21 protein-coding genes and 1 pseudogene are annotated in these 26728 nt (G+C 72.9%); 14 read left to right on the top strand and 8 right to left on the bottom strand.

Annotated features, from left to right (window positions below):
- Positions 1 to 17 precede the first annotated feature (17 nt).
- The gene (gene mltG / locus KUM40_RS31120; RefSeq protein ID WP_374227440.1) at positions 18 to 953 is read left to right on the top strand and encodes an endolytic transglycosylase MltG; all 936 of its coding nucleotides are present in this window, start codon (positions 18 to 20) and stop codon (positions 951 to 953) included.
- Positions 954 to 965: 12 nt separating this feature from the next.
- On the opposite strand, the gene KUM40_RS31115 is transcribed toward mltG, so the two are convergent.
- Complete coding sequence (locus KUM40_RS31115; RefSeq protein ID WP_217169531.1) at positions 966 to 2069, bottom strand: NAD(P)-binding domain-containing protein; 1104 nt, start codon at positions 2067 to 2069, stop codon at positions 966 to 968.
- A 56-nt stretch (positions 2070 to 2125) separates the two neighbouring features.
- On the opposite strand from KUM40_RS31115, the gene KUM40_RS31110 reads away from it, so the two are divergent.
- The 3 genes and pseudogenes from KUM40_RS31110 to KUM40_RS41755 form a co-directional block, all read left to right on the top strand.
- Positions 2126 to 2548: a secondary thiamine-phosphate synthase enzyme YjbQ gene (locus KUM40_RS31110; RefSeq protein ID WP_217169530.1), complete on the top strand. Its 423-nt coding sequence runs from the start codon at positions 2126 to 2128 to the stop codon at positions 2546 to 2548.
- Positions 2549 to 2639: 91 nt separating this feature from the next.
- Positions 2640 to 3320, top strand: coding sequence for a response regulator transcription factor (locus KUM40_RS31105; RefSeq protein WP_217169529.1), 681 nt, complete (start codon positions 2640 to 2642; stop codon positions 3318 to 3320).
- Positions 3321 to 3439: 119 nt separating this feature from the next.
- A pseudogene (locus KUM40_RS41755) lies at positions 3440 to 4456 on the top strand (sensor histidine kinase); the annotation flags it as partial.
- A gap of 46 nt (positions 4457 to 4502) precedes the next feature.
- On the opposite strand, the gene KUM40_RS31095 reads toward KUM40_RS41755, so the two are convergent.
- Positions 4503 to 6140: an aromatic amino acid ammonia-lyase gene (locus KUM40_RS31095; RefSeq protein ID WP_308401274.1), complete on the bottom strand. Its 1638-nt coding sequence runs from the start codon at positions 6138 to 6140 to the stop codon at positions 4503 to 4505.
- Positions 6141 to 6202: 62 nt separating this feature from the next.
- Here KUM40_RS31095 and KUM40_RS31090 point away from each other — a divergent pair, with 62 nt between their 5' ends.
- Genes KUM40_RS31090 through KUM40_RS31075 form a run of 4 tightly spaced genes read left to right on the top strand, consistent with a single transcriptional unit; the run spans position 6203 to position 11731 of the window.
- Positions 6203 to 7783 carry an NAD(P)-binding domain-containing protein gene (locus KUM40_RS31090; protein ID WP_217169528.1) on the top strand — a complete coding sequence of 527 codons (1581 nt, stop codon included), beginning with the start codon at positions 6203 to 6205 and terminating at the stop codon, positions 7781 to 7783.
- Positions 7780 to 8850, top strand: coding sequence for an alpha-hydroxy acid oxidase (locus KUM40_RS31085; protein WP_217169527.1), 1071 nt, complete (start codon positions 7780 to 7782; stop codon positions 8848 to 8850). Before KUM40_RS31090 ends, KUM40_RS31085 begins: the two co-directional genes overlap by 4 nt.
- Positions 8844 to 10223, top strand: a complete 1380-nt coding sequence (locus KUM40_RS31080) for a cytochrome P450 (RefSeq protein ID WP_217169526.1) — start codon at positions 8844 to 8846, stop codon at positions 10221 to 10223. Before KUM40_RS31085 ends, KUM40_RS31080 begins: the two co-directional genes overlap by 7 nt.
- The gene (locus tag KUM40_RS31075; protein WP_217169525.1) at positions 10220 to 11731 is read left to right on the top strand and encodes an MFS transporter; all 1512 of its coding nucleotides are present in this window, start codon (positions 10220 to 10222) and stop codon (positions 11729 to 11731) included. Before KUM40_RS31080 ends, KUM40_RS31075 begins: the two co-directional genes overlap by 4 nt.
- Positions 11732 to 11794: 63 nt before the next feature.
- Here the strand turns inward: KUM40_RS31075 and KUM40_RS31070 are convergent, their stop codons facing one another.
- The 5 genes from KUM40_RS31070 to KUM40_RS31050 all read right to left on the bottom strand — a co-directional run bounded on the left by KUM40_RS31070 (position 11795) and on the right by KUM40_RS31050 (position 18021).
- The gene (locus tag KUM40_RS31070; protein WP_217169524.1) at positions 11795 to 13261 is read right to left on the bottom strand and encodes a class I adenylate-forming enzyme family protein; all 1467 of its coding nucleotides are present in this window, start codon (positions 13259 to 13261) and stop codon (positions 11795 to 11797) included.
- On the bottom strand, positions 13254 to 14798 hold the full coding sequence (locus KUM40_RS31065; RefSeq protein WP_217169523.1) for an NAD(P)-binding domain-containing protein: 1545 nt from the start codon (positions 14796 to 14798) through the stop codon (positions 13254 to 13256). Before KUM40_RS31065 ends, KUM40_RS31070 begins: the two co-directional genes overlap by 8 nt.
- Positions 14799 to 14946: 148 nt before the next feature.
- Positions 14947 to 16446 (bottom strand): tripartite tricarboxylate transporter permease, encoded by a 1500-nt coding sequence (locus KUM40_RS31060; RefSeq protein ID WP_217169522.1) that lies wholly within the window; start codon positions 16444 to 16446, stop codon positions 14947 to 14949.
- A gap of 1 nt (position 16447) precedes the next feature.
- Entirely contained in the window at positions 16448 to 16930 is a 483-nt protein-coding gene (locus tag KUM40_RS31055; RefSeq protein ID WP_217169833.1) for a tripartite tricarboxylate transporter TctB family protein, read from the bottom strand.
- Between the two features lie 104 nt (positions 16931 to 17034).
- On the bottom strand, positions 17035 to 18021 hold the full coding sequence (locus tag KUM40_RS31050; RefSeq protein ID WP_217169521.1) for a tripartite tricarboxylate transporter substrate binding protein: 987 nt from the start codon (positions 18019 to 18021) through the stop codon (positions 17035 to 17037).
- Between the two features lie 279 nt (positions 18022 to 18300).
- On the opposite strand from KUM40_RS31050, the gene KUM40_RS31045 reads away from it, so the two are divergent.
- Positions 18301 to 19953 carry an ATP-binding protein gene (locus KUM40_RS31045; protein ID WP_217169520.1) on the top strand — a complete coding sequence of 551 codons (1653 nt, stop codon included), beginning with the start codon at positions 18301 to 18303 and terminating at the stop codon, positions 19951 to 19953.
- A gap of 314 nt (positions 19954 to 20267) precedes the next feature.
- On the top strand, positions 20268 to 20981 hold the full coding sequence (locus KUM40_RS31040; protein ID WP_308401280.1) for a response regulator: 714 nt from the start codon (positions 20268 to 20270) through the stop codon (positions 20979 to 20981).
- Here KUM40_RS31040 and KUM40_RS31035 read toward each other — a convergent pair.
- Positions 20944 to 21534, bottom strand: a complete 591-nt coding sequence (locus KUM40_RS31035) for a TetR/AcrR family transcriptional regulator (RefSeq protein WP_217169519.1) — start codon at positions 21532 to 21534, stop codon at positions 20944 to 20946. The genes KUM40_RS31040 and KUM40_RS31035 overlap by 38 nt on opposite strands.
- 238 nt (positions 21535 to 21772) lie before the next feature.
- Here KUM40_RS31035 and KUM40_RS31030 point away from each other — a divergent pair, with 238 nt between their 5' ends.
- The 4 genes from KUM40_RS31030 to KUM40_RS31015 are packed head-to-tail and all read left to right on the top strand — an operon-like array spanning position 21773 to position 26634.
- Positions 21773 to 22375 carry a 2Fe-2S iron-sulfur cluster-binding protein gene (locus KUM40_RS31030; protein WP_217169518.1) on the top strand — a complete coding sequence of 201 codons (603 nt, stop codon included), beginning with the start codon at positions 21773 to 21775 and terminating at the stop codon, positions 22373 to 22375.
- On the top strand, positions 22372 to 23364 hold the full coding sequence (locus tag KUM40_RS31025) for a xanthine dehydrogenase family protein subunit M (RefSeq protein WP_217169517.1): 993 nt from the start codon (positions 22372 to 22374) through the stop codon (positions 23362 to 23364). The genes KUM40_RS31030 and KUM40_RS31025 overlap by 4 nt, the downstream gene beginning before the upstream one ends.
- Positions 23361 to 25511: a xanthine dehydrogenase family protein molybdopterin-binding subunit gene (locus KUM40_RS31020; RefSeq protein WP_217169516.1), complete on the top strand. Its 2151-nt coding sequence runs from the start codon at positions 23361 to 23363 to the stop codon at positions 25509 to 25511. The genes KUM40_RS31025 and KUM40_RS31020 overlap by 4 nt, the downstream gene beginning before the upstream one ends.
- Positions 25504 to 26634 (top strand): XdhC family protein, encoded by a 1131-nt coding sequence (locus KUM40_RS31015; protein WP_217169515.1) that lies wholly within the window; start codon positions 25504 to 25506, stop codon positions 26632 to 26634. The genes KUM40_RS31020 and KUM40_RS31015 overlap by 8 nt, the downstream gene beginning before the upstream one ends.
- Positions 26635 to 26728: the final 94 nt, after the last annotated feature.

Here is a 26728-nt window from a genome sequence, read left to right as displayed (position 1 = left end):
GGGGTTACCGTGCCCGCATGCAGACGAACACTCCGCCACGGAGCGCGAGGAGCGCCAGGAGCGCGAAGGGCGCCAGAGGCCCCAGGAGCCCCAGGAGAACGATCCGACTGACGCGCCGGGGCCGTATCGCCCTGATCGCGACCGGCGCCGTCGTGGCCGGTACCGCCGTGGCGGTGCCGCTGCTGATGCCGGACGACGAGGGCGAGTCCCGCCCCACGTCCCTGGTCGTCCCGGAGGGCTGGCGCGCGACCCAGGTCTACGGGGCGGTCGACAAGGTCCTCGCCCTGCCCGCGGGCACCACCAAGAAGTCCCTGGCCAAGGCCAACCTCAAACTGCCCAACGACGCCGAGGGCAACCCCGAGGGCTATCTCTACCCGGCGACCTATCCGCTCGGTGAGCACCCGACCCCGGAGAAGCTGCTGAACGCCATGGTCGACAAGGCGAACAAGGAGTTCACCGGCGCGCCGGTCGCCGCGGGCGCCCAGCGCAACGCCCTGAACGTCTACCAGGCGGTCACCATCGCCAGCATCGTGCAGGCGGAGGCCGCCACCAAGGAGGACATGGGCAAGGTGGCCCGGGTGATCTTCAACCGGCTGGAGCGCGGCATGCCGCTGCAGATGGACTCCACCATCAACTACGCCCTGGGCCGTTCCACCCTGAAGACCACCACCAAGGACACGAAGATCGACAGCCCGTACAACTCGTACCAGCGCATGGGACTGCCGCCCACCCCCATCGCCAACCCGGGCGACGAGGCGATGGGCGCCGCGATCGACCCGACCCCGGGTGACTGGCTGTACTTCGTCACGGTCAAGCCGGGCGACACCCGCTTCACCGCCGACTACGCCGAACACCAGCGCAACGTGGCCGAGTTCAACCGCCTCCAGCAGAGCGCCTCGAAGAAGGCCGAGTCGGAGGCGGAACCGGAGGCCGACGCGAAGGCCGCCAAGTGACCGGCCGGGGCGTCACGCGGCGACCGGCTCCACGTCGGCCAGCAGCCGCCTGATGTCCCGCACGGCCGCGCGGCCCGCCCGGTTGGCGCCGATGGTGCTGGCCGAGGGCCCGTAGCCGACGAGGTGGATCCGCGGGTCGGCGACCGCGCGTGTCCCCTCCACGCGGATACCGCCACCCGCCTCCCGCAGCCGCAGCGGCCTCAGGTGGTCGATGGCCGCCCGGAAACCGGTCGCCCACAGGATGACGTCGGCGGCCACCCGCCGCCCGTCGCTCCACTCCACCCCTTCGGGGGTGATCCGGTCGAACATGGGCTGCCGGTCCAGGACACCCGAATCCAGACCGGCCCGGATCGCGTCGTTCAGCGGCAGCCCGGTCACCGACACGACGCTCCTCGGCGGCAGCCCCTGCCGCACCCGTTCCTCCACCAGCGCCACCGCCGCCCGGCCCGCGTCCTCGTCGAAGGGACCCTCGCGGAAGACGGGAGGCCTCCTGGTCACCCACGTGGTGGCCGCGGCGTACGGGGCGATCTCCAGCAGGTGCTGCGTCCCCGAGGCGCCTGCGCCCACCACGATCACGCGCTGCCCGGCGAACTCCTCGGGACCCGCGTACCCCGCGGTGTGCAACTGCCGCCCCCGGAAGGTCTCCTGCCCCGCGTAGCGCGGCCAGAAGGGCCGGTCCCAGGTGCCGGTCGCGTTGATCAGCGCACGCGTCGACCACGCCCCGGCCGACGTCTCGACGAGCAGCCGCCCGTCCGCCCCCTCCCGTACGGCGCGGACGTCGACCGGCCGGCGTACCCGCAGGTCGAAGGTCCGCTCGTAGGCCGCGAAGTACTCACCCACGACCTCGGCGGACGGCCGCGCCGGATCCGCGCCGGTCAGCTCCATGCCCGGCAGTGCGTGCATCCCGTGCACCTTGCCGTACGTCAGCGACGGCCAGCGGAACTGCCAGGCGCCGCCGGGCCCGGGGGAGTGGTCGAGCACCACGAAGTCGCGCTCCGGCTCGAACCCGGTGCGCCGCAGGTGGTAGGCGGCGGCGAGCCCGGCCTGACCGGCCCCGATGACGACGACCTCGACCTCGCGCTCGACCTCGTGCTCGACCTCGCGTGTGTTGTTCACGCTTCTACCAACGGCGCGGGAGGCCCCGATCTTCCCCCGGTGCCAGGATGGGGGGCATGCCAGATGCCTTCACCACCCGAGTCCTCGACCTCGCCACCGGCTCGGCGGAGCGGGTCGCCGACATCACCGGCGACTGCGAGGCCTTCCTGCGCGAGGCGGCGGCCGGCCGCGACGGCCTCCTCAACGTCTTCGTCCCGCACGCCACCGCCGGGATCGCGATCATCGAGACCGGCGCCGGCAGCGACGACGACCTGCTGTCCGCCCTGCACACCCTGCTTCCGTCCGACGACCGCTGGCAGCACCGCCACGGCAGCCCCGGGCACGGCCGCGACCACGTCCTGCCCGCGTTCGTACCGCCGCACGCGACGCTGCCGGTGATCGACGGCCGGCTGGAACTCGGAACCTGGCAGTCGGTGTGCCTGGTGGACACGAACATCTCCAACCCCGACCGCCAGGTGCGGTTGTCGTTCCTCGGGTAGCCGAGAGTTCACGCGCCCCTCCCGACCGGGAACCCCGTAGCGTACAACGGCGTTGACTGGTGTTGCGGGGAGGGGTGAGGAGACTGAGACGGTGAACCAGAGGCGTACGCGGGATCCGTGGCGGCTGTTGCTCGTCGAGGACGACCGGGAACTGGCCGGCATGCTCTCCGAAGTGCTGCGGGAAGAGGGGTACGCGGTCGACGTGGCGGCCGACGGTCACCGGGGCCTGCATTTCGGCCTCACCCGGCGGTACGACGTGCTCGTCCTCGACCGGCGTCTGCCGGCGCTGGACGGCATCGACCTGCTGGGCCGGCTGCGGGCCGGCGCGGTCCGCACACCTGTGCTGCTGCTCACCGCGATGGGCACCGTGCACGACCGGGTCGACGGGCTGGACGCCGGCGCCGACGACTACCTGGCGAAGCCGTTCTCCCTGGACGAACTCAGCGCTCGATTAAGGGCGTTGTGCCGCCGGGCGCTCGACGGCACCGACGTGCTGAGGATCGGCTCGGGACATCTGTACGTCGGTCACCGGGAGGTCGGGCTGGCAGACGGTGAGCGGATCACCCTCGCGGCCCGCGAGTTCGAGCTGCTGTGGGTGCTCGCCTCGCACCCGGAGACCGTGCACTCGCGAGAGCAACTGCGCCGGACGGTGTTCGAGGAGGCGTCCGCCTCGTCCCTCGTCGACACCTACGTCTACTACCTGCGCCGCAAGCTGGGCCGGCAGATCGTCCGCACGGTCCGCGGAGTCGGTTACCGCCTGGGGGCGTTGTGAAGTCGTCGGCGGACGCGGAGTGGGCGGCGGTGCGCAGGGCGCGGCTGCGGATCGCCGTGATCACCGGGGTGATCATCACGCTGCTGATCACGGTCGCCGGTGGTGTCTCGCACACGGTGATGGTGGGAGCGCAGAACGACCAGGTGTGGCGGGAGCTGCGCTACGGCGCGGCATACGGCGATCTGTCGAGCCCGCCCGTGTGCACCTGGCTGTACGCGCCCGGCGCCACTCCGCTGGCGAACGCCCCCGCCGGGTTCCCGGTACGGGCCGACGTGGACCGGGTGCTGCGGACCCACGAGCCCGTGGAGCGCACCGTACGGCGCAACCACACGCAGTATCTGGTGCGTACGCAGCTCCGGGCGGGCGGGAAGCCTGTGCAGGCGGTGTTCGACATGCGCTTCCAACTGGCCGACCGGGACCACCTGTGGACCGCGCTGGGCGTCGCCGAGTTGGTGGGGCTGCTCGCCGCGGCCGTCACCGGGGCGGTCCTCGGGCGCCGGGCCGTGGCGCCGCTGGCCGAGGCGCTCGCCCGGCAGCGGCGGTTCGTCACCGACGCCAGCCACGAGCTGCGCACCCCGCTCACCCTGGTGTACACGCGGGCACAGGTGTTGGTGCGGCAGGCGGACGCCGAAGAGCTGCCCGGCCCGCATCGTGAAGGGCTGGTCCGGCTGGTCGGTTCGGTCGGGCGGCTCGGCGACGTGCTGGACGACCTGCTGCTGTCGGCCAGTCTCGCGACGGGCCCGGCCCGGCGGTCGGAGCACCGGCCGGTCGATCTCGTGGAGTTGGCCCGGTCGGTGGTCGCCGAGGAGTCCGACCGGGCGCGGGAGGGACGCCTCACCGTCGTCGTGGAGAGCCCGCCGCCTCCGCTGTCCGTCGACGGTGTCGAGTCCGCGCTGCGCCGCGCCGTCGGTGAACTGCTGTCCAACGCGATCACCCACACCCCCGCGGGCGGGCGGATCGAGGTGAGCGTGACCCGCTCCGGCGGCTCGGTCGGGCTGTCCGTCTCGGACACCGGGCCCGGCTTCGATCTCGCCGGGGCGGAACGGCTGTTCCAACGCTTCCACCGGGCCGGGGACGGCGGTCGGTACGGGCTGGGGCTCGCGCTGCTGAGGGAGGTCGTCACGCACCACGGCGGCACGGTCGCCGCAGAGGGCCGACCGGGGAGCGGCGCCCGCTTCACCATCACCTTTCCGGAGTGCGGCCCGAGGCCCGGCCCTGGCCCGGCGGGTCCTGTCGGGGCAGCTCGCGGGTGGCGAGCAGGCGTGCCGCAGCGCGTACATCCGCGTCCAGCGGACGGTCCGGATCAACGGGCGGAATCAGGTCGATGAGGGCGTCGAGGAGTTCGGCGCACTCGGGAGCGGTGGGACGCCGGGCGCCGACATGGACGGTCTGGCGCAGACCGAGTGCGAGCGAGCCGCACAGCAGACCGAGCAGTTCCGCCATGTCGTAGGAGCGCAGGGCCGCCTGGGTCCCGAACGGTACGACGTCCTGGTTGTGCAGGTTCGTCGGCAGGCTCTGCATACCGGCCGGTGTCGCGGCCCGGCGGATCTCCGCCACGAACGCGGTGGTGGCCAACTGCACACCCTGCAGGCCGTGCTGGGCGCCCGGCACGGTCGCGAGCATCGGCGGCAGGCCACCGTTGCGTGCGGGGTCCATCAGCAGGTCGAGCTGGCGTTCGGCGAGGTTGCCCAACTGGGCGGTCACGGAGGCGAGCAGGTCGGCCGCGAACGCGGCGGGCTGGCCGAAGAAGTTCCCGCCGTGCACCACCTTGCCCTTCCCCGACGTCCCTTTCCCTGCCGTCCCTTTCCCCGACATCCCCTTCTCCGCCGTCCCGCTCTCCGCCGTCCCGTTCTCCGCGTCGTCGTAAAAGAACAGCGGGTTGTCGCTGACGCCGGTGAGATCCGCGGCGACCACGCCCTCGACGTAGCGCAGCGCGTCCTCGGCCGCGCCGAGCAGTTGCGGCGAGCAGCGAATGCTGTACGGCTCCTGCAGCGGCCGGGTGCCGGAAGGAGTGGTTCCGGTGAGGGTCCGCCGCATGTGCGCGCCGACGTCGATCGCGCCGGTGTGGCCGTAGGCGCGCAGCAGGTCCTCGTCGAGGAAGCCGGGGTCGCAGCCGAGGAGGTCGGCCAGCAGACAGGTGAGGGCCATGAGTGAGCGGTGCGCCGCGCGGACGGCGTCGTGGGCCAGCGCCGTGGCCGCGGTGGTGACGGAGGTGCCGTTGACGAGGGCGAGGGCATCCCGGCCGTCCAGGGCGAGCGGGCGCAGCCCGGCGGCGGTCAGCGCCGCGTCGGCCGGCATGCGGCGGCCGTCCACATAGGCGTGTCCCCGGCCGCGCAGTGCCTGGGTGGCGTAGGCGAGCGGAATCAGGTCTCCGCTCGCCCCGACGGAGCCGTAGCGGGGGACGGCGGGCACGAAGGTCGTGGCGAACATCGCGGCGAGCCGGTCGACCACCTCGGCGGACACCCCGGAGAAACCCTGGGCGAGGGACCAGGTGCGCAGCAGGAGAGCGGCGCGGCAGATCTCCTGGGGCAGGTCCGGCCCCTGGCCCGCGCCGAGGTGTGCCAGGGTGTTGTCGCACTGGTCGGCCTCGTCGGGGCGGCCCGCGTATCCCACGAGCGCGCCGAATCCGGTGGTGGCGCCGTAGATCGCGGGGGCCTCGCCGCCGTCGCCGTGCCGCAGGTCGTGGAAGTGGCGGCGGCCGCGGTCCAGGCGCGAGCGGGCGGCCTCGTCCACGCTGACGGTGAGCGGTGCCGCCGCGCGGAGCAGGGCGGCGGAGTCCAGAGGGACGGTGAGTGAGACGCTGTCCGTGGTGGTGAGCACGTCCAAGAACGTAGGCGGGGAATCTCAGAGCGCTCTGAAATCCGGTGGATAGCTTCCGGACCATGACCCATGACTATCTGATCATCGGAGCGGGGCCCGCCGGACTGCAACTCGCCGCCTTCCTGGAGCGGGACGGCGCGGACTACGTCGTTCTGGAGCGCGGCAGTGGTCCGGGCACGTTCTTCACGCGGTTTCCCCGGCACCGCCATCTGATCTCGAACAACAAGGTGCACACCGGGTACGACGATCCGGAGCTGCGGCTGCGGATGGACTGGAACTCCCTGCTGAGCGACGACCCGGAGCTGCTGTTCACCCGGTACAGTCCTCGCTACTTCCCGCCGGCCGACGACCTGGTGCGCTACCTGTCGGACTTCGCCACCCGGACCGGGGTGCGCGTGCGGTACGACACCGCCGTCCAGAAGGTCTCCCGCGACCACGACGCCGAGGGCTTCACCGTCACCGACGACTCCGGAAAGACGTGGCGGGCCCGGCGGCTGGTGGCGGCCACCGGAATGCCGCTGCCGAACCTGCCGGCGATCCCGGGCGTCGAGCTGGCCGAACGCTACGACACGATCGACACCGATCCACAGTCCTACACCGATCAGCGGGTGCTCATCATCGGTCGGGGCAACTCCGCCTTCGAGACGGCCGAGAACCTGATGGAGACCGCCGCCGTCATCCACGTCGTCGGCTCGGGCTCGCTGAACCTGGCCTGGCGGACGCACTATGTGGGACACCTGCGCGCCGTCTACAACAACTTCCTGGACAGCTACCAGTTGAAGTCGCAGAACGCCCTCCTCGACGGCCGGGTGCTCGCCGTCCACCGGGACGCGGACGGCTTCCGGGTCCCGGTCGCCTTCGAGCGGGCCGACGAGGTGGTCAAGGAACTCCGCTACGACCGGGTGATCGTCGCGACCGGGTTCCGGTTCGACGCCTCGGTCTTCGACGACACCTGCACGCCGGAGCGGATCGTCGACGGCCGCTTCCCGGCACTGACGCCGCTGGGCGAGTCGGTCAACGTGCCCGGCCTGTACTTCGCGGGCACGCTGATGCAGGGCCGCGACTTCAGGAAGTCGACGACCGGCTTCATCCACGGCTTCCGCTACACGGTGCGGGCCCTGCACCGGGGACTGCGGCAGCGCCACCACGGCGAGCCCTGGCCGGTGACGGTACTCGGGGACGCCACGGAGCGGGCCGTCGACACGGTGATCGCCCGCGTCAACCGCTCCTCCGCGCTGTGGCAGCAGTTCGCCGTCCTCGGTGACCTGCTGCTGCTCGCCCCGGACGGCACGCTGCGCTACGCCGAGGAGGTGCCCGTCGACCACGTGCCGGGCGCGGTGCGCGCCGGAGACTTCGGCGAGGCCGACGCGTACGCGGTGATCACCCTGGAGTACGGGGCGGACCACGACTCGGTCGACCCCTTCGACGTCACCGCGGGCCGTAAGTCCCAGCAGGACGTGACCGGCCTGGACGGCCGCTATCTGCATCCCGTCGTGCGCTGGTACCGGGACGGCGCGTTCGTCGCCGAGCACCACATCACGGAGAACCTGGAGAACGAGTGGGACAGCGAGGAGGTCCACCGCGCCCCGCTGGCGGCCTTCCTCGCCGCGCACCGCAGCCCGGCCGCCCCGGTGGCGCCGTGACGGTCCGCCGACTGCACGAGAGGGCACGCGAGGTGCTGGACCCGGTTCACTACGACTACGTGGCGGGCGGCGCGGGCGAGGAGCGCGTCCTCGCCGGCAACGAGCGGGCGTTCGACCGGTACGCGCTGCTGCCGAGGGTGCTGCGCGGCGGCGAGGGGCGGGACACCGCCGTCGATCTGCCGGGCGCCCGGCGAACGGCACCGGTGATCGTCGCGCCGACCGCCTTCCACCGGCTGTTCCACCGGGGCGGCGAGCGGGCCACGGCCCGTGCCGCCGCGGCCGAGGGCGCCGTCCTGGTGACCGGGACGGCCGCGACCACCGCGGTCCTCGACGTCGTCGCAGCGGCGCGCGAGGCGGCCCCGGACCCGGCCGTGTGGTTCCAGCTCTCCCTGCACCCCCGTCCGGAGGTCACCGCGGCGCTCGTCCGGCGCGCCGAGGAGGCGGGCTGCACGGCACTGGTGGTCACCGTCGACTCGCCGGTGTTCGGCCGGCACACCAGGGACCTGCGCAACGGCTTCACCGACCTGCCGCCCGGCTACGCCGCGGAGAACATGCGCGACCTGCCCGGTGCCGCGCCGGGCGCGCTCACCGCCGTCCCCATGTCCCCGGCGGCCCGCTGGCCGGACTTCGCCGAGGCCCTGCGCGGCACCTCACTTCCCGTGCTGGTCAAGGGAGTTCTGCATCCGGACGACGCGCGGCTGGCCGTCGAGCACGGCGCGGCCGGGGTGATCGTCTCCAACCACGGGGGCCGCCAGTGCGACGCGGTCCCGGCGGCCGTGGACTGCCTGCCCGCGATCGCCGACGCGGTCGCGGGCCGGGTGCCGGTCCTGCTCGACGGCGGGGTGCGCCGGGGCAGCGACGTCGCCGTGGCGCTCGCGCTGGGCGCGGCGGCCGTCGGCGTGGGACGCCCCGTGCTGTGGGGTCTGGCCGCCGAGGGGGAGGCGGGCGTACGGCACGTCCTGGCGACGCTGCGCGACGAGTACGACCACACGCTCGCCCTCTGCGGCGGGTGCCGGAACGCCGATCTGACGGCCGACATGGTCGTCCGGAAGGGTGCGACGTGGTGAGGAACAGGGCGGCGACGGACACCTGGTGGCTGCCGCGCGGGGTGGTGGCGCTGCGCGTGCGCATCTTCGAGAAGGTCAACGGCGACCGGGTGGTGACCCTGCCCAACGCCACCCACGGACCGGACGTGTTCGAGCGGGTCTACGCCCACCCGGCCGCGGACGGGCGCAGCGAGGGGGCGGGCCTGTCCGACCTGTTCTGGTACTGGCTGGCGCCGGGTCCCGAGGTGCACCAGGAGCACCTGGAGCCCGGCGAGCGCTACGAGGACGTGGCCGCCACGACACGGCGCATCGTCGCCGGCGGCTCGGCCGGACTCACGGAGGCGGCCGGCCGCGCCGTCGCCGACGTGCTGGACGCGATGCCGGACGACCGGATCAGCCTCGTACGGCTGCGGGACCTGGTGATGCCCGCGTGGGCCGCGTTCTGCTACGAGCTGGTCTTCGGGGAACCGTGCCCGCCGCGCGCCCGGGAGCTGATCACCGCGCACGCCAACGACGTGATCACCGCCCTGAAGTGCACCGGTCTGCGCCATCCGCGGCGCCGGGCCGCGCTGACGGCGTATCTGCGTGACCGGGTCGCGGCCGGCGACGTGGCGCACCGGCTGCCGGCCTCCCTGTCGCCGTCGGAACAGGTGCACTACCTCCAGGGGACCTTCTTCAACACGGCGGTCGTTCAGCTTTCCGAGGCGACCGCACACGTCCTGCTCGCCCTCGCCCACCACCCGCGGGTGCAGGAGCGCCTGGCGGCGGACCCCGAGGACGACCGGTACCTCACACAGGTGCTCGACGAGACGATGCGGCTGTACCCGCTGTTCGGCATCGCCCACCGCATCACCACCGGCGAGATCCCGCTCGGCGACACGACCGTGCTGCCGGCCGGCTCCGTGGTGTGCTTCAGCTACCCCGACTACCACGCCACCGGATACGAACAGCCCGACGAGTTCGACCCGGACCGCTGGTCCCGGCTGGCCGCCAAGGACGCCCACCACATCCCGTACGGCGTGGCGGCGAACCGCCCCTGCCCGGCCTGGCGGCTGTCGCCGCTCGTGCTGCGCGCCGCGGTCCGCGAGGTGCTCGGCCGGTTCAGGCTGGACTCGACGGCGTCGCACACCCGCTCCATTCCGCACCGGGCGCCCTGTCTGCTGATTCCGCGCGGCCTGCCTCCCGAGCCGCCCCGCCTGAGCGCGCTGCGCCGCTTCGTACGGGCGCGGGACGGGGTGGAGGACGTCACCCGGGGCGTACGCCAACTGGTGCTCGGCACGGTCATGGTGCTGCACGCCCGCCGGCAGCGTCCGGCGGCCCGCCACTTCGGGGAGCGGCGGGCCGGGCACTGTCCGGTCGCCCACCCGGGGCGAGGGAACGGGGCGGGAAATTGACCCTGCCCCCGCAACCGGCCCCGCTGATACCCCGGCCCCTGGTGTTCTGGACCGGTGTCGCGCTCACCTGCGCCGGTGTCGCCCAGCACCTGTGGATGTTCGTCGACTCCGCCTCCATGGGATTCCACATGGCCATGATGGGAACGTCGTGGGTGATGTGGCTCGCCATGGCCGCCATCGTCGTGGGCGTGGTGATCTCCGGGTTCGCGGTCGTGCAGCCCCCTGGAGCGGGTCCCGCGGCCAACCCCGCTCCGGCCCGGACGACCCCGGCGGACCGGCACCGCCTCATCGCCGTGCTGAGTTTCGCGCTGATGGTGGACCAGATGAAACCCGCCACGCTTGCGTTCATCCAGCCCGGCATGCGGGACGAGTTCCACCTCAGCGCCGCCGAGGTCTCCTGGTTGCCCACCGTGGCGCTGAGCGGCATGGTGCTGGGATCACTCGTGGGAGGCCGCGCCGCGGACCGCGTCGGGCGCAGGGCCGTCATCCTCATCGCTTCCCTGCTCTTTCTCGGTACGACGGTGTGCGGCGCCATGCCGACGTTCAACGGCATCCTGGTCATGTGCGCCCTGATGGGCATGGCGGCCGGCGGCATGCTGCCCGTCGTCTACGCCCTGATGACCGAGAGCCTGCCACCCGGCCGCCGGGCGGCCATCATGGTGCTCCAGGCCGGGCTCACCACCACCGGCGGCTACATGGCGTCCGCCGGACTGGCCGCGGTACTCGTCCCGCTGACCGGGTGGCGCATCCTGTGGTTCGCCCAGCTTCCGCTGATCCTGATCCTGTTCGCGCTGAACCGGTGGATTCCGGAATCGGCCGCCTTCACCGTCCGGCAGGCACAGCGCGTGCGCGTCCCCGCCTCCACCCTGTTCAAGCACCCCCAGACAGTGAAGACGCTGGTCGTCAGCGGCTACGCACTCGCCTGGGGCCTCGTCTACTGGGGCTTCATCACCTTCCTGCCGAGCCAACTGGAGGCGGCGGACCGGCACGACATGTCCGCCGCCACGCTGCTGTTCATCTCGTCGCTGCTGGCCATCCCCACCTGCGTGGTGGCCGCCTGGCTCTACATGCGCTGGTCGGCGAGGGGCACCATGGTCGTCTACGCGGGCGTCACCGTCGCCGCCCTGCTCGCCCTGGCCGTCATCGGGATGGACGGCAGCCGGCCCGTCCTCCTGACCGCCGTGATACTGCTGTTCGCCGGAACCGCCGGTGTCATCGCGCTCCTCGGCCCCTACACGGCCGAGATCTACCCCACGGCCATCCGGGGGACCGCCGGCGGCTGGGCCGCGGCCGCCGGCAAGTCCGGCGGGGCCTTCGGGCCCCCGCTCATCGCGCTGGTCCTGTCCGCGCCGGGAGGCATGCGCACCGCCGCGGTGTTCGTCGCGATCCCCATGGCCGTCGCGGGGGGCGCGGTGGCCGTCCGCGGAAGCAACCCCGACGCCGCCGACCGGCATCCCGAAGGCGCTGCCCGACTGAACACCGAACTCGACTCGGCCGGCAGTCCCTGACACCAGGGCATCCCTGGCATCCCTGGTATCTCTGGTATCCCTGACATCCCAGACACGGTCCGATCAGGGCGCGCCCTGCTGAGTCTCTGCCGCCAGGCGCCGTTTGTCGGGCTTCCCGGCGGCCGTGAGCGGCACCTCGTCGAGGAGGGTGAGGCGGGTCGGGGCGCAGGCCTCGCCCAGGTCCGCCGCCACCAGCGCGCTCAGTTCGCCGAGGCCGGGGGTGTGTCCGGCGGCGGGCACGACGAAGGCGTGGACGGCCTCGCCCGTGCTGTCGTCGGGCACGGCGACGACGTACGCCTCGGCGACCGCGGGGTGGCCGGCGAGCAGCCGCTCGACGGGTCCGGCGTAGTACACGTTGGCGTTGACGATGATCACGTCGCGTACCCGCCCCGTGAGCCACAGCCGGCCCGAGGCGTCGAGCCGCCCGAGGTCGCGGGTGCGCACCCATCCGTCGGAGAACACTTCGGCGGTGAGGGCGGGTTCCTGCCAGTAGCCGGAACTCTGCGACGGGGTACGGACGAAGAGTTCACCGTCGGTACCGGGCGGGAGCGCGCGGGCCGAGGCGTCCCTGACCTCCAGCTCGACGGGCGGCACGCCGAGGGAACCGGGCGGATCCTGGGGAGTGGCCATGGAGATCATGCCGGTCTCGGTCTGTCCGTAGCCGTGGAAGACGACCGGGCCGAGGACCTCGGCGGCCTCCCGCAGCCGTCCCGGCTCCAGCGGCGACCCGGACACCATCAGCGCGCGCAGCCCGCCGAGGTCCACGGGCGACTCGCGCCGGCTCGCCACGAGTCTTGTCAGCCGGGCCACCGTGATGACGCTGGCGGTCGCCCGGTGGCGCACCAGGGCATCGGGGAAGGCCGGCGGGTCGGCGGTGACGAGGGTGCCGCCGGCGGCGAGTGCCAGCAGCCCGTACTCCATCATCACCTGGCTGGCCAGGGTGCCGAACACCAGGAACCGGTCCAGGCGTCCGGCGAGTTCGCGGACCGCGGGCGGCCAGACGTCCGGCCGGTGCGCCCAGCCCGCGGTCATCGCCGCGTAGGTCTGGGCGCACGCCTTGGGAACGCCGGTGCTGCCGCTGGTGTGCAGGAGCCGGGCGACGTCCCCGGGCCGCGCCAGGACCCGCGGCCGGACACCGTCGTCCGGCGCCGACAGCAGGTCGTCGAGCGCGAGGACGACCCCGGCCCCACGGGTTGCCGGGCCGTCGGGCCGGTCGGTGACCCTTACCGCGACGCCCCGCAGGAGGTGCTCCCGCTGACGCCCGGTCAGCCCGGGACGCACACCGACGACCCGGGCTCCGACGACGTGCGCGGCGACGATCGCGGCGAACGCCCCGGGGCCGACCCCCAGCAGCATGGCGACGCCGTCGCCGGGCCCGACGCCGTGGCGCCGCAGGCCGTTCACCGCGCGGCGCACCATGCCCAGGAGCCGGGCTCCCGAGACCTCCCGGCCCCCGTGCTCGAACACCGTGCGGTCGCCCGCCGCGTCGAGGAGGTCGAGTACGGGGCCGGGGAACTGCTCCTCAGGCAAGGCTCTCCTTCACGAACGCGGCGAGCGGCTGCCGGTGGACGGCCGGCAGGTCCCAGTCGTTCTCCAGGTTCTCCGCCAGGTGATGGGTCCCGGCGAGCACGCCGTCCCGGTAGTGGCGGACGACGGGATGGAGATACGTGGAGTCCATGGCGTGATCGACGTCGTTCTCGACGACGCGCGGGACGTCGACGTCGAACGGGTCGATCCGGTCGTGTTCCGGCCCGTACTCCAGGTCGACGACGAACCGGTGCGGGGCGGGCCCGAGGCCGCCGTCGGTGACGTAGTCGAGCGGCACCTCCTCCTGGTACAGGACCCGGTCGCCGTCCACGCCGACCACGTCGCCGAGGAACGCGAACTGCTGCCACAGGCCCGACGAGCGGTTGACGCGGTCGATGACGGCGTCGGCGATCGCCTCCGGCGTCGCGGTGAGTGTCCGGGCCGGCCACGGTGTGCCGAGGTGGCGGGAGCCCAGGACGCGGTGCAGGGCGCGCGCCGAGTAGCGGAAACCGTGGATGAAGCCGTTGGTGGACTTCTTGAAGTCCCGCTGCTGCGTCAGGGTCCCGGCGAAGTAGAGGTCCGGTACGTTCACCGACTCGAAGGCGGAGGTCTGTTCGGGGAACCGGTCGTCGATGACGAGCGCGGGGCGGCAGGTGTCGTCGAAGACGGACGCGTCGAAGCGGAAGCCGGTGCACACGATGACCCGGTCGTAGCGCAGTTCGCGCAGCGGCTCCGTGGTCCGGGTGTAGCGGAGCAGCACGCGGAAGCCGCCGTCCGCGGACTTCTCGATGCTCTCGACGGTGCCGTCCAGGACCGCGTTCTGGGACTTGAGCTGGTAGGTGTCCAGGAAGTTGTTGTTCACCGCGCGAAGATGCCCGACGTAGTGGGTCTTCCAGGCGAGTTTGACCGAGTGCGGGCCCGCGACGTGGATCACCGCGGCCTTCTCGATGAGGGAGTCGGCGGTTTCGAACGCGGAGTTCCCCTTGCCGATGATCAGCACCCGCTGGTTGGTGAAGGATGCCGGATCGGTGTCGAAGGTGTCGTACCGTTCGGCGAGTTCGACGCCCGGGACGGGTGGCTCGTTGAGCCGGGAGATGCCGGTCGCCACGACGAGCCGCCGGGCCCGCCAGGTACGTCCACCGCCGTCGAGGACGCTGAAGACGCCGTCCTCGCGGGATATCCGTACGGCCTCCGTCCCGTACTCGACGCGGACGCCGGTGCGGGCCGCGAAGTCGGTCAGATAGCGCACCCAGTCGTCGGCGTGCGGGAAGTAGCGCTCGGTGTACCGGGTGAGGAGCAGTTCCGGGTCGTCGCTGAGCAGCGAGTTCCAGTCCATGCGCAGGTTGAGTTCCGGGTCGGTGAAACCCGTGTTCACCTTGTTGTTCGAAATCATCTGCCGATGGCGGGGATACCGGGTGAAGAACGTTCCCGGTCCGCTCCCGCGCTCCAGGACGACATAGTCGCACCCGTCGCGTTCCAGCAGAGAGGCAAGTTGAAGTCCGGCCGGTCCGGCCCCGAGGATGAGGTAGTCGCGCACCATGGGCCGGGATGCTAGTGACGCGAAATCAGAAGGCTCTGAGATTGGGCACGCGGCGCCCTTCGCCGGACGGACCGAAGGCGACGGCCCGAGCCGGGTCGGACGGCTCGGGCCGACGAGGTGCCGGCCGGGATCAGGCGTCTGCCGGGGATCAGGCGTCGGCGTGCCTCCGCCTGCGGACCACCAGCCGCCTCACCAGCGGCCAGGACAGCAGCAGCACGATCACCGCGTACACCGTCACCGAGAACGGCGTGTTGACCAGGCCCGACACGCTGCCGTCGCTGATCTGCAGGGCCCGGCGAAGCTGTTGCTCGGCGTTCGGGCCGAGGATGACACCGATGACGGCGGGCAGGATGGGCAGGCCGTAGCGCCGCATGCCGAAGCCGATGAGACCGATGACCAGCAGGATCACCAGGTCGATCACCTCACCGCCGACCGCGTACGCGCCGACCGCCGCGAAGAACATGATCCCCGCGTAGAGGTACGGCCGGGGGATGCGCAGCAGCTTGGCCCACACCGGCGCCAGCGGCAGGTTCAGGGCGAGCAGCAGCACCATGCCCACGAAGAGCGAGGCGATCAGACCCCACACCAGCTCGGGTTCGCGCTCGAAGAGCAGCGGTCCCGGCTGGATGCCGTACTGCTGGAACGCGGCCAGCATGACCGCGGCGACCGCCGTCGTCGGCAGGCCCAGGGTCAGCATCGACACCAGCGTGCCCGCGGCCGACGCCGACGCCGCCGACTCCGGTCCCGCCACACCCTCGATGGCACCCTTGCCCCACTCGTCCTTGTGCTTGGACAGCCGCTTCTCCGTCACGTACGACAGGAAGGTGGGGATCTCCGCGCCGCCCGCGGGGATCGCGCCGAACGGGAAGCCGATGAGCGGACCGCGCAGCCAGGACTTCCAGGTCCGCTTCACATCACCGCGGCCGAGCCAGGGACGGCCCACCGGGATCGGCTCGGCCGCCCCGCGCCGCAGATGGGCCGCCACCCACAGCGCCTCGCCGATGGCGAACAGACCGACCGCGACGATCACCACGTCGACGCCGTCGGCGAGCTGCAGCGAGCCGAAGGTCAGCCGCTGCTGGCCCGTCATCTGGTCCAGGCCCACCAGGCCGATCGTCAGACCGATCAGCAGCGAGGCCAGGCCTCTGACCCGCGACGAACCCAGCACCGACGTCACGGCGATGAACGCCAGCACCATGATCGCGAAGTAGTCCGGCGCACCGATGTCCACCGCCAGGTCGGCGACCGTCGGCGCCAGCACCACCAGCAGGATCGTGCCGATCATGCCGCCCGCGAAGTGACCGATGGCCGCGGCAGCCAGCGCCTGTGCGCCGCGCCCCGCCTTGGCCATGGGGTTGCCCTCCATGGCCGCGACCACGGCGGCACTCTCGCCGGGGGTGTTGAGCAGGATGGAGGTCGTCGAACCGCCGAACATCGCGCCGTAGTAGATGCCCGCGAACATGATGAACGCCGCGACCGGATCCAGCCCGTACGTCACCGGCAGCAGCAGCGCCACCGCCATCGCCGGACCGATGCCGGGCAGGACGCCGATGGCCGTGCCGAGCAGCACACCGAGGGCGGCCCACAGCAGGTTGACCGGGGTCAGGGCCGTCCCGAACCCGTCCATGAGGGAGTTGAGGGCGTTCATGTCAGAGCACTCCCATCAGCGGACCGCCGGGCAGCGGCACTCCGAGCAGCTTGTCGAAGACGACATAGGTGATCAGCGACAGCACCGCGGCGATCAGCGGATCGCGGTCCACCCGTCGGCTGCCGAGGGCGAAGGCGGCACCCCAGAAGAGCAGCGCCCCGGCGACGGGGAAGCCGGCCGGTTCGATCAGCGCGGCGGCGCCGAGGAAGATCCCGGACAGCAGCAGCACCGTGCGCCAGTCGGCCGGTTCGGACAGGTCGATGTCCTCGCCGCCCTCGGCCTCGCCCCGGCCGCCGCGCAGGACGTCGACGGCGAGCAGCGCGGCGATCACCAGCAGGCCGAGGCCGACCACGACGGGCACGGTCTTGGGTCCGACCGGCCCGCGCTGGGTGATGTCGACGTCCATGGTGAGCGCGTCGGTCAGGACGAGCGCGCCGAGCGCCAGCAGCAGTACGCACACGCCGAGTTCGGAGTGCTCGCGCAGCCACGAGCGCCATCCGGGCGCGGGGACCGGGCCGGGGGAGGGGGCGGGGTCCGGGCCCGGGTTCGGGTTCGGGCTCGCGGCAGAGCCGGAGCCGGTCCGCGTCGTCACAGTCCAAGCTCCTTCAGCACCGACACCACGCGCTTGTCCTGGGCGTCCAGGAAGTCGCCGAACTTCTCACCGGTCAGGAACGCGTCGTCCCAGCCGTTCTTGTCCATCGACTCCCGCCACTCGGGCGAGTCGTGCAGCTCCTCGACCAGGCGGGTGAGCTTGTTCCGCTGCGCCTCGGACAGGCCGGGCGGGGCCACGAGGCCGCGCCAGTTGGTGAAGTCCACGTCGTATCCGGACTCCTTGAGCGTGGGGGCGTCCTTGAGGTCGTCCACCCGCTCGGGGCCGGTCACCGCGAGCACCCGCAGCTCGCCCGCCTTGATCTGGTCCAGGTACTCGCCGACGCCGGAGACGCCGAAGCCGACCTTGTTGCCGAGGATCGAGGCGAGCAGCTCGCCGCCGCCGTCGAAGGGGATGTAGTTGACCGACTTCGGCTGGATTCCGGCGGCCTGCGCCATCAGCATCGGCGCGAGATGGTCGGGGCCGCCCGGCGACGAGCCGCCGCCGACGGGGAGCTTGCCCGGGTCCTTCTTCCAGGCGGCGATCAGCTCGTCGATCGTCTTGTACGGCGAGTCCTTGCCGACCACCACGACGTCCTGCTCCTCGGTGAGGCGCGCGATCGGCGTGGTGTCGGCGAGGGTCTTGGGGGCGTCGTTGGAGCGGACGGCGCCCACGACGCCGAGACCCATGGACATGGCGAGCTTGCCGTTGCCGTGCTCGCTCACCAGCCGGCTCAGCCCCACGGTGCCGCCCGCGCCGGGCAGGTTGAACACCTCGATGTTGTGCGTGAGCCCGGCGTCCTCGGCGTTCTTCGCGGCCGTACGGGCGGTGATGTCGTAGCCGCCGCCGGGCGTGTTGGGAACCATGAAGCGCAGGCCGGGGATCTGCGTACCGGAGTCGGAGTCGCTGCCCGAGGAGAACAGCGGCGGTCCCGCGAGCACGAGCACGGCGGCCCCGAGCAGGGCAAGGGGGGTGCGCAGGCGCACGAATGACACCACCTGTCGGTTGGATGGATCGATACGGGGGACATGGGGGAGCCCTGTGGGGGAGGGTGACGTGGGCCACATGGTGCCCGCGAGCCGGCCGCGTGTCTTCCTTGCGGAAGCAAGGGAGGTTGTGTTCATTGCGGTCGCCGCTTCATTGCGAAGACGGCACATCCCTTTCCTTCGCCGCAGGTGAGCGCCATGATGGCGACCCGGCACACCCCTGCACCCCTGTACAGCCCCACCGCCCCACTGCCTCCGTCAGCCGAGAACGAGTCCGCCGTGGCCCCCACCTTCCGACGTCAGACCCTCGCGGGCGAGATGCTGGTCCTCCAGCTCGCCATCGTCGTGGTCGTCCTGCTCGCGGTCGCCGCCGTCTCGCTCGCCCAGTCCAAGGCCACCTTCAACCGCGTCGAGGGCCGCCGGGTCACCGCCCTGGCCGAACAACTGGCCGCCACGCCGCTGGTCCGCAGCCAGTTGCTGCGCCCCGTGCCGCAGGAGGCCCTCGCCCCGCTGGTGAACTCCACGCAGACCCAGTCCGGGGTCACCTCGGTCACGGTGGCCGACGCCGACGGCCGCGTCGTCAGCTCCACCGACCCCACGCTGATCGGCACCCGGCTGCCGCGCGGAGAGGGCGCCGGCGCCGGTACCGGACGCGGCTGGTCGGGTCCCCTGACCCTCCGGGGCAGCCGGGAACTCGTCGCCCAGGTCCCGGTGCTCGGCGCCAACCGGCAGACCCTCGGCCGGCACCTCGGCACGGTGATGGTCGGCGAGGCCGACCCGACCGTGTGGCAGCGCCTCAGCGGCGCCTCCTCCTACCTCCTCGCCTACCTCGGCATCGCCAGCGGCCTCGGCGTGGCCGGCTCCTGGCTGCTGGCCCGGCGCGTCAAACGGCAGACCCTCGGCCTGGAGCCGCGTGAGATCGCCGGCCTCGCCGAGCACCGGGAGGCCATGCTGTACGGCATCGCCGAGGGCGTCGTCGCCCTCGATCCGCAGCACCGGCTCACCCTCGTCAACGAGATGGGCAGGCGCCTGCTCGACCTGCCCGCCGACTGCGTGGGCCAGAGCCTGGACGGCCTCGGCATCGACGGGCGGCTGCGCGACGTGCTGGCCGGTGCCACCCCCGAAGCGGCCGAGCCGCGCGACGAGGTCGTCGTCCGTCACGGGCGGGTCCTGGTCATGAACCGGATGACCGTCACCAAGGACGGCCGCCCGCTCGGCTCGGTCACCACCCTGCGCGACCGCACCGAACTTGCCCGCCTGGAACGGGAGATCGGCTCCTTCCGCAGCACCTCCGAGCTGCTGCGCGCGCAGGCCCACGAGTTCGCCAACCAGTTGCACACCATCTCCGGGCTCATCCAGATCGGCGAGCAGGACGAGGTGGTGCGCTACGTCCGCGGGCTCAGCCGACGCCGGCAGTCCCTGGACGTCACCCTCAGCCGCCGGGTCCGTGACACCGTCGTCGCCGCGCTGATCACCGCGAAGTCCTCGCTCGCGGCCGAGCGCAGGGTCGCGCTGCGCGTCTCGGACCGCACGGCGCTGGACCGGCTCGCGCCGGAGGACGCCGCCGACGTGGCGACCGTGCTCGGCAACCTCGTCGACAACGCCGTGGACGCCGCCGCGGGGCCCGGTGACGAGCACGAGGCGTGGGTCGAGGTGGAGCTGAGGCAGGACGCCTCCAGCGTCGAGATCGTGGTGCGCGACTCCGGACCCGGCGTGGCGCCCGAACTGGCCCGCGAGGTCTTCTCCCACGGCTTCACCACCAAGGCCGCCCGGCAGGGCGAGCGCGGCATCGGCCTGGCGCTGACCCGGCTGGTCTGCGAACGTCACGGCGGTGAGATCTCGGTGACCAACACCCCCGAGGGGGCCGTGTTCACCGCACGCATGACCGTCAGCCACCTCGTCGACGCGGTGGCGGAAGGAGCAGCACCATGACGGCTACGCGCGGCACGTCCGACGCGACCGCCACGACCGCCACGTCCGCCACGTCCGCCACGTCCGCCACGTCCGACGCGACCGCCACGTCCGATGCGGCCGGTACGACCGCCACGGCCGGTATGGCCGGTAGGACCGCCACGGCCGCCACGACCGGTACGGCCGACCCGTCCGGCGTCCGCCCGGCCACCCCGACCGCCACCACCGCCACCGCCGGCACCACCGCCGGCACCACCGCCACCGCCACCGCCACCGCCGGCACCACCGCCACCGCCAGCGCCGCCACCGGAGCGTCGCCCCGTTCCGGCGGTCCGATCGGCGTGCTCGTGGTCGACGACGACTTCATGGTGGCCCGCGTCCACCGCGCCTTCGTCGAACGCGTCGAGCCCTTCCAGGTCGTCGGGGTCGCCGGCACCGGGGAGCAGGCGCTCGGTGCCGTCGCGGAACTGCGCCCCGACCTCGTCCTGCTCGACCTGTACCTGCCGGACGTCTTCGGCCTCGACGTCATCCCCCGGCTGCGCGCCGCCGGTCACGACTGCGACGTCATGGTCATCAGCGCGGCCCGCGAGGCGGACGCGGTGCGCGGCGCCGTGCGGCACGGCGTGGTCGACTACCTGCTCAAGCCGTTCGAGTTCGAGGACCTGCGGGTCCAGCTCGAACGCTACGCCGTCCAGCGGGGCCGGCTGCTGGGGACGGTCGTGCGCAGCCAGGCCGACATCGACCGGGTGCTGGCCGGAGCCGCGGGCGCGGCGGCCCCGGTCCCCGCGCTGCCCAAGGGCATGAGCGTGGAGACCGCCGAGCTGGTCGAACGCACCCTCCGGGAGGCCGACGGCACCCTGTCCGCCAGCGAGTGCGCGGCGCTGACCGGCATCTCCCGGGTCAGCGCCCGCCGGTATCTGGAGTACTTCCACACCGTCGGAGGCGCGGACGTCTCCCTGCGCTACGGGGTGGCCGGCCGGCCCGAACGCCGCTACCGCTACCGGGGCGCGGTCACCGGCCCGGCGCTCCCGCCCGCAGTCCGTCCATGACGAAGTCCAGGAACCGGGTGACCCGCGGCTGCCAGTCCTCACCGGGATCGACCAGCCAGAGACCGCCGATGACGAGGAAGAAGTCGTCCGAGGACACTCCCGGGCGGATGGTGCCGGCCTCCCCGTTGGCCCGGAGCAGGAGATCGGCCGCCTCCGTCAGCGGGGCGGGTTCCGGTTTCGCCGGCCCTCCGGGCGCGCTCGTGACCAGCCGGATCGCGTCCGCCAGGCCGGCCTTGGTCATGGCGAACCGGGCGAGGTGGTCGAGCCACTCGCGCAGGGCCCGCTCGGGTTCCCGCGTGGCCAGCAGCTCGGGCGCGGCATCGGCGACCTGCCGCATCTCGTAGCGGTACACCTCCAGGACGAGCGCCTCGCGGTGCGGGAAGTTGCGGTAGAAGGTGCCTTGTCCGACGCCCGCCTTCTTGGCGATGGCGCTCAACGGGACGTTCGCGCACCGCGTCAGTTCCTCGGTGGCCACGCGCAGGATGCGTTCGCGGTTGCGCTGTGCGTCCGAGCGCAGGGGCGTGTCCGGCTTGTCCCTCTTCGGCGGCGGCACTCGTCCTCCTTCCGGGTTCGTGGCCGAATCCCGTTCTTGCTAACCGGACAACTGTCCGTTACGTTTTCAGTGAGCGGACAGTTGTCCGGTTACCCGCCCCACTCTAGCGGCGGACGCGGCCCGCGGAACCGGCCGGTGGCCATCCGGCCACGCACGACCCCCACTGCCCACAGCCCCACTGCCCGTAGCTGCCCACAGCCCGTTTTTCCCTGTCACCGGACAACAAAGAAGGCTGACCATGGCCCCAGCGCCCTCGTCGACGTCCAGCGCCGTCATCCTGAACATCAACGGCGAGAAGCACCAACTGACCGTCGACCACCGCACCACCCTGCTCGACGCCCTGCGCGAGCGCCTCGATCTCACCGGCACCAAGAAGGGCTGCGACCAGGGGCAGTGCGGCGCCTGCACCGTCCTGGTCGACGGACGCCGCGCCGTGTCCTGTCTGAACCTCGCCGTCGCCGCGGAGGGACGCGAGATCACCACCATCGAGGGCATGGCCGACGGCGACCGGCTGCACCCGGTGCAGCAGGCCTTTCTCGACCTCGACGGCTACCAGTGCGGCTACTGCACACCCGGGCAGATCTGCTCGGCGATCGCCGTCATCGAGGAGCACGCGGCCGGCTGGCCCAGCGCCGCCACCGACGACGTACGGCCCGAGGCCGGACCGCCCGCCCTGACACCGGACGAGATCCGCGAACGGATGAGCGGCAACCTGTGCCGCTGCGGCGCCTACGTCTCCATCGTCCAGGCCGTCACCCGCGCCGCCGAGGCCCACGAGGCCACGGCCCACGACATCGACCACGCCGGTCAGGGCGAGACCGCGAAGGAGACGGCCGCATGAGGGAGTTCGGATACCAGCGCGCCGACGACGTCTCCGGCGCCGTGGCGCTGCTCGCCGCCGACCCGGACGCCCGCTTCCTGGGCGGCGGCACCAACCTCGTCGACCTGATGAAGACCGGCGTCGAACGCCCCGGCCGGCTCGTCGACGTCCGTGAACTGCCCCTGGACGGCATCGAGCCGACCTCGGACGGCGGCCTGCGCATCGGCGCGACCGTCACCAACAGCGACCTCGCCGCGCACCCCGAAGTGCGGCGCCGCTACCCGGCACTGACCCAGGCGGTCCTGGCCGGCGCCTCCGGGCAGTTGCGCAACATGGCCACCGTCGGCGGCAACCTGCTCCAGCGCACCCGCTGCGGCTACTTCACCGACCTGAGCAAGCCCTGCAACAAGCGCGCCCCGGGCAGCGGTTGCTCCGCGATCAAGGGCGAGCACCACAACCACGCCGTGCTGGGCGCCTCCGACCACTGCGTGGCCGTACACCCCTCGGACATGGGCGTGGCCCTCGCCGCCTTCGACGCGGTCGTGGACTACGAAACCCTCGACGGGCCGGGCGAGTTGCCGCTGGCCGACTTCTACCTCCCCGTCGGGGACACCCCGCACCGGGAGACCGCCCTGCCGCCCGGCGCGCTGATCACCGGCGTCACCCTGCCGCCCGCCGCGGTCGCCGCCCGCTCCCGCTACCGCAAGGTGCGCGAGCGCGCCTCGTACGCCTTCGCGATCGGCTCGGTCGCCGCCGCGCTCGACGTCGAGGACGGCGTCGTACGCGAGGCCCGGCTGGCCTTCGGCGCGGTCGCCTCCCGGCCCTGGCGGGCCCGCGCGGCCGAGGCCGTGCTGACCGGGGCGTCGGCCGACGGCGAGACCTTCGCCGCCGCCGCGGACGCCGAACTCGCGGCCGCCAGGCCGCTGCCCGACAACGGATACAAGGTGACCCTCATGCGCAACCTCGTGGTGGCCGTCCTGACCGAACTCGCCGAGGAGGCGGCCCGATGACCACCGCCACGAGCGGCCGTACGACGCTCAGGGGCGTCGTCGGCACCGCGCACACCCGCGTCGAGGGCCGCGACAAGGTCACCGGAGCGGCCCGCTACGCCGGCGAGATCCCCTTCGCCGACCTCGCGCACGGCTGGCTGGTGCTGTCCACCGTCGCACGCGGCCGCGTCCGCGCGATCGACACGGAGCCCGTCCTCGCCATGCCCGGCGTACTCGCCGTCCTGCACCACGGCAACGCGCCACGTGTCGACACCGACTACATCGGCCTGCTGGGCATCCCGCCGGACCCCACCTGCGCCGTCTTCCAGCAGGACCGGGTGCACCACGTGGGCTGGCCGGTCGCCCTCGTCGTCGCCGAGACGTCCGAGCAGGCCCGGGAGGCCGCCGAGGCCCTCGTCGTCGCCTACGACGAGGAGCCGCACGACACCACGCTCACCGCCGACCACCCGGGCGCCCACCCGGCCGGCGGGGTCATGCCCGCCGAGACCGGGAAGGGCGACCTCGCGGCCGGCCTCGCCGCCTCCGCCGTCGTGGTCGACGAGGAGTACACCACTCCCGAAGAGCACCACAGCATGATGGAGCCGCACGCCGCCACCGCCCTGTGGGACGGCGGCCGGCTGGAGGTCGTCGACTCCAACCAGGGCACGACCTGGATCCAGACCGAACTGGCGAAGATGTTCTCCCTCGACGAGTCCGCGGTGCGGGTGCGCTCCGAGCACATCGGCGGCGGCTTCGGCAGCAAGGGCCTGCGCGCCCACCAGGTCGCTGCCGTGATGGCCGCGACCGAGCTGCAGCGGCCGGTGCGCGTCGTCATGACGAGGCGTCAGATGTTTTCGCTGGCCGGGTACCGCAGCCCCACCACGCAGCGGGTCAGGCTCGGCGCCGACGCGGACGGCCGGCTGCGCGCGCTGGAGCACCGCTCGCTGAACCAGACGTCCACCGTCTACGAGTTCGTCGAGCCCAGCGCGGGTGTGGCCCGGGTGATGTACGACGCCGACGCCCACCACACGGCCAACGAGGTCGCGCCGCTCGACGTGCCGTCGCCGACGTTCATGCGCGCGCCGGGCGAGGCGCCGGGGTCCTTCGCCGTCGAGTCGGCCCTCGACGAACTCGCCGAGCGCTGCGGCGTCGACCCCATCGAACTGCGCCTGCGCAACGAGCCCGAGGTCGGCCCGGTCTCCGGTCTGCCGTTCAGCAGCCGCAACCTGGACGCCTGTTTCCGCGAGGGAGCCCGGCGGTTCGGCTGGGCCGAGCGCGACCCGCGCCCCGGGCGACGCCGGGAGGGGCGCTGGCTCCTTGGCACGGGCACGGCCGCCGCCTCCTTCCACTCGGGCGCCGGTCCCTCCACCGCCGTCGTGACGGCCCAGGCCGACGGCGGCTTCACCGTGCGGATCGCCGCCGCCGACATCGGCACCGGCGCCCGTACGGCGCTCACCCTCATCGCCGCCGACGCGCTGGAGGTGACGCCCGACCGGGTCGGCGTGCGCATCGGGGACAGCGACTTCGGTCCCGCCATGATCGCGGGCGGCTCGATGGGCACCCGGTCCTGGGCCTGGGCGATCACGGAGGCGGCGCGCGAGCTGCGGGAGCGGCTGGCACTGGGCACGACGATCCCGCCGGAGGGCATCACCGTACGGTCCGACACCAGCTCCCTCCTCGGCACCCTCGCCCAGAAGGAACGGCACTCCTTCGGGGCGCAGTTCGCCGAGGTCGCCGTGGACACCGCCACCGGCGAGGTACGGGTGCGCCGCATGCTCGGCATCTTCGCGGCGGGCCGCATCGTCAACCCGCTCACCGCCCGCAACCAGCTCGTCGGCGGCATGGTCTGGGGCATCTCCATGGCCCTGCACGAGGAGGCGGTCCGGGACCGGACGAGCGGCGGCCTCTACGCCCCCGACCTCGCCGGCTACCACGTGGCCACCAACGCCGACGTGGGCGACATCCACGCGGACTGGGTGGACGATCCCGACCCGGACGACCCGGTCGGCATCAAGGGCGTCGGCGAGATCGGCATCGTGGGCGCCGCGGCGGCCGTCGCCAACGCCGTCCGGCACGCGACCGGCGTCCGCCACCGGAACCTGCCGATCCGGCCCGACCGCGTGCTGTCGGCGGGGGTGCCCACGCTCGGGGGCGGCACGGATGCTTGACATCGCCGACGAGCTGCACCGCTGGCTCGCGGAAGGCCGGGAGTTCGCGGTCGCCACCGTCGTCTCCGTCGGCGGCAGCGCGCCGCGCGGTCCCGGCGCCGCCCTCGCCGTCGACAGCGAGGGCACCGTGATCGGCTCCGTCTCCGGCGGCTGTGTGGAGGGCGCGGTGTACGACCTGTGCTCCGACGCCCTCCACAGCGGCCAGAGCGTGCGCGAGCGGTTCGGCTACAGCGACGAGGACGCCTTCGCCGTCGGGCTGACCTGCGGCGGGATCATCGACGTGCTGGTCACGCCGGTCGGCGCGCAGGCGCCGGCACGGGAGGTGTTCCGGGCGGCGCTGGCGACCGCCGCCCGGGGCGGCACCGCTGCCCTCGCCCGGGTCGTCGCGGGCCCCGCCGGGCTCCTGGGCCGGGCGCTGCTTGTCCGGCCCGACGGCTCGCACGAGGGCGGTCTCGGCGGCCACCCGGACCTGGACCGCACGGCGGTCGCCGAGGCCGGAGCCCTGCTGGACGCCGGCCGCACCGGCACGATCGGGCTCTCGGAGGACGGTTCGCACTGCCCCGGCGGGCTCACGCTGCTCGTCGAGTCCAGTGTCCCGCCGCCCCGCATGATCGTCTTCGGTGCGGTCGACTTCGCCGCGGCGCTGGTGCGGACCGGGAAGTTCCTCGGCCATCACGTCACCGTGTGCGACGCCCGGCCCGTCTTCGCCACACCGGCCCGCTTCCCGGAGGCCGACGAGGTGGTGGTCGACTGGCCGCACCGCTACCTGCGGAGCACCCCGACCGACGAGCGCACGGTGCTGTGCGTGCTCACCCACGACGCCAAGTTCGACGTACCGCTGCTGACCGAGGCGCTGCGGATGCCGGTCGCGTTCGTGGGGGCGATGGGCTCGCGCCGCACCCACGAGGACCGCAACCGACGGCTGCGCGAGGCCGGCCTGGACGAGCACGAGCTCTCCCGGCTCCACTCACCGATCGGCCTGGACCTCGGCGCCCGCACCCCCGAGGAGACGGCGCTGTCCATCGCGGCGGAGATCGTCGCGGCCCGCCGCGGCGGAACGGGCGCACCCCTGACTGGCGGAGCGGCCCCGATCCACGGGGACCTGACGGGGGCGGCGGCCTGACGAGAGCGGGGCCGACGGCGGTCGCCCGGCGGCGGTCGCCCGGTGGGTCGGGACAACCAGCCGGCCGCCGGGCTCCCGCCGGGGCCCGTACGAC

This window comes from Streptomyces sp. AC512_CC834, assembly GCF_019049325.1.
GTDB lineage: Bacteria > Actinomycetota > Actinomycetes > Streptomycetales > Streptomycetaceae > Streptomyces.
Note: the sequence above shows the minus strand (reverse complement) of the source record. Positions and strands in the feature narration are given on the sequence as shown.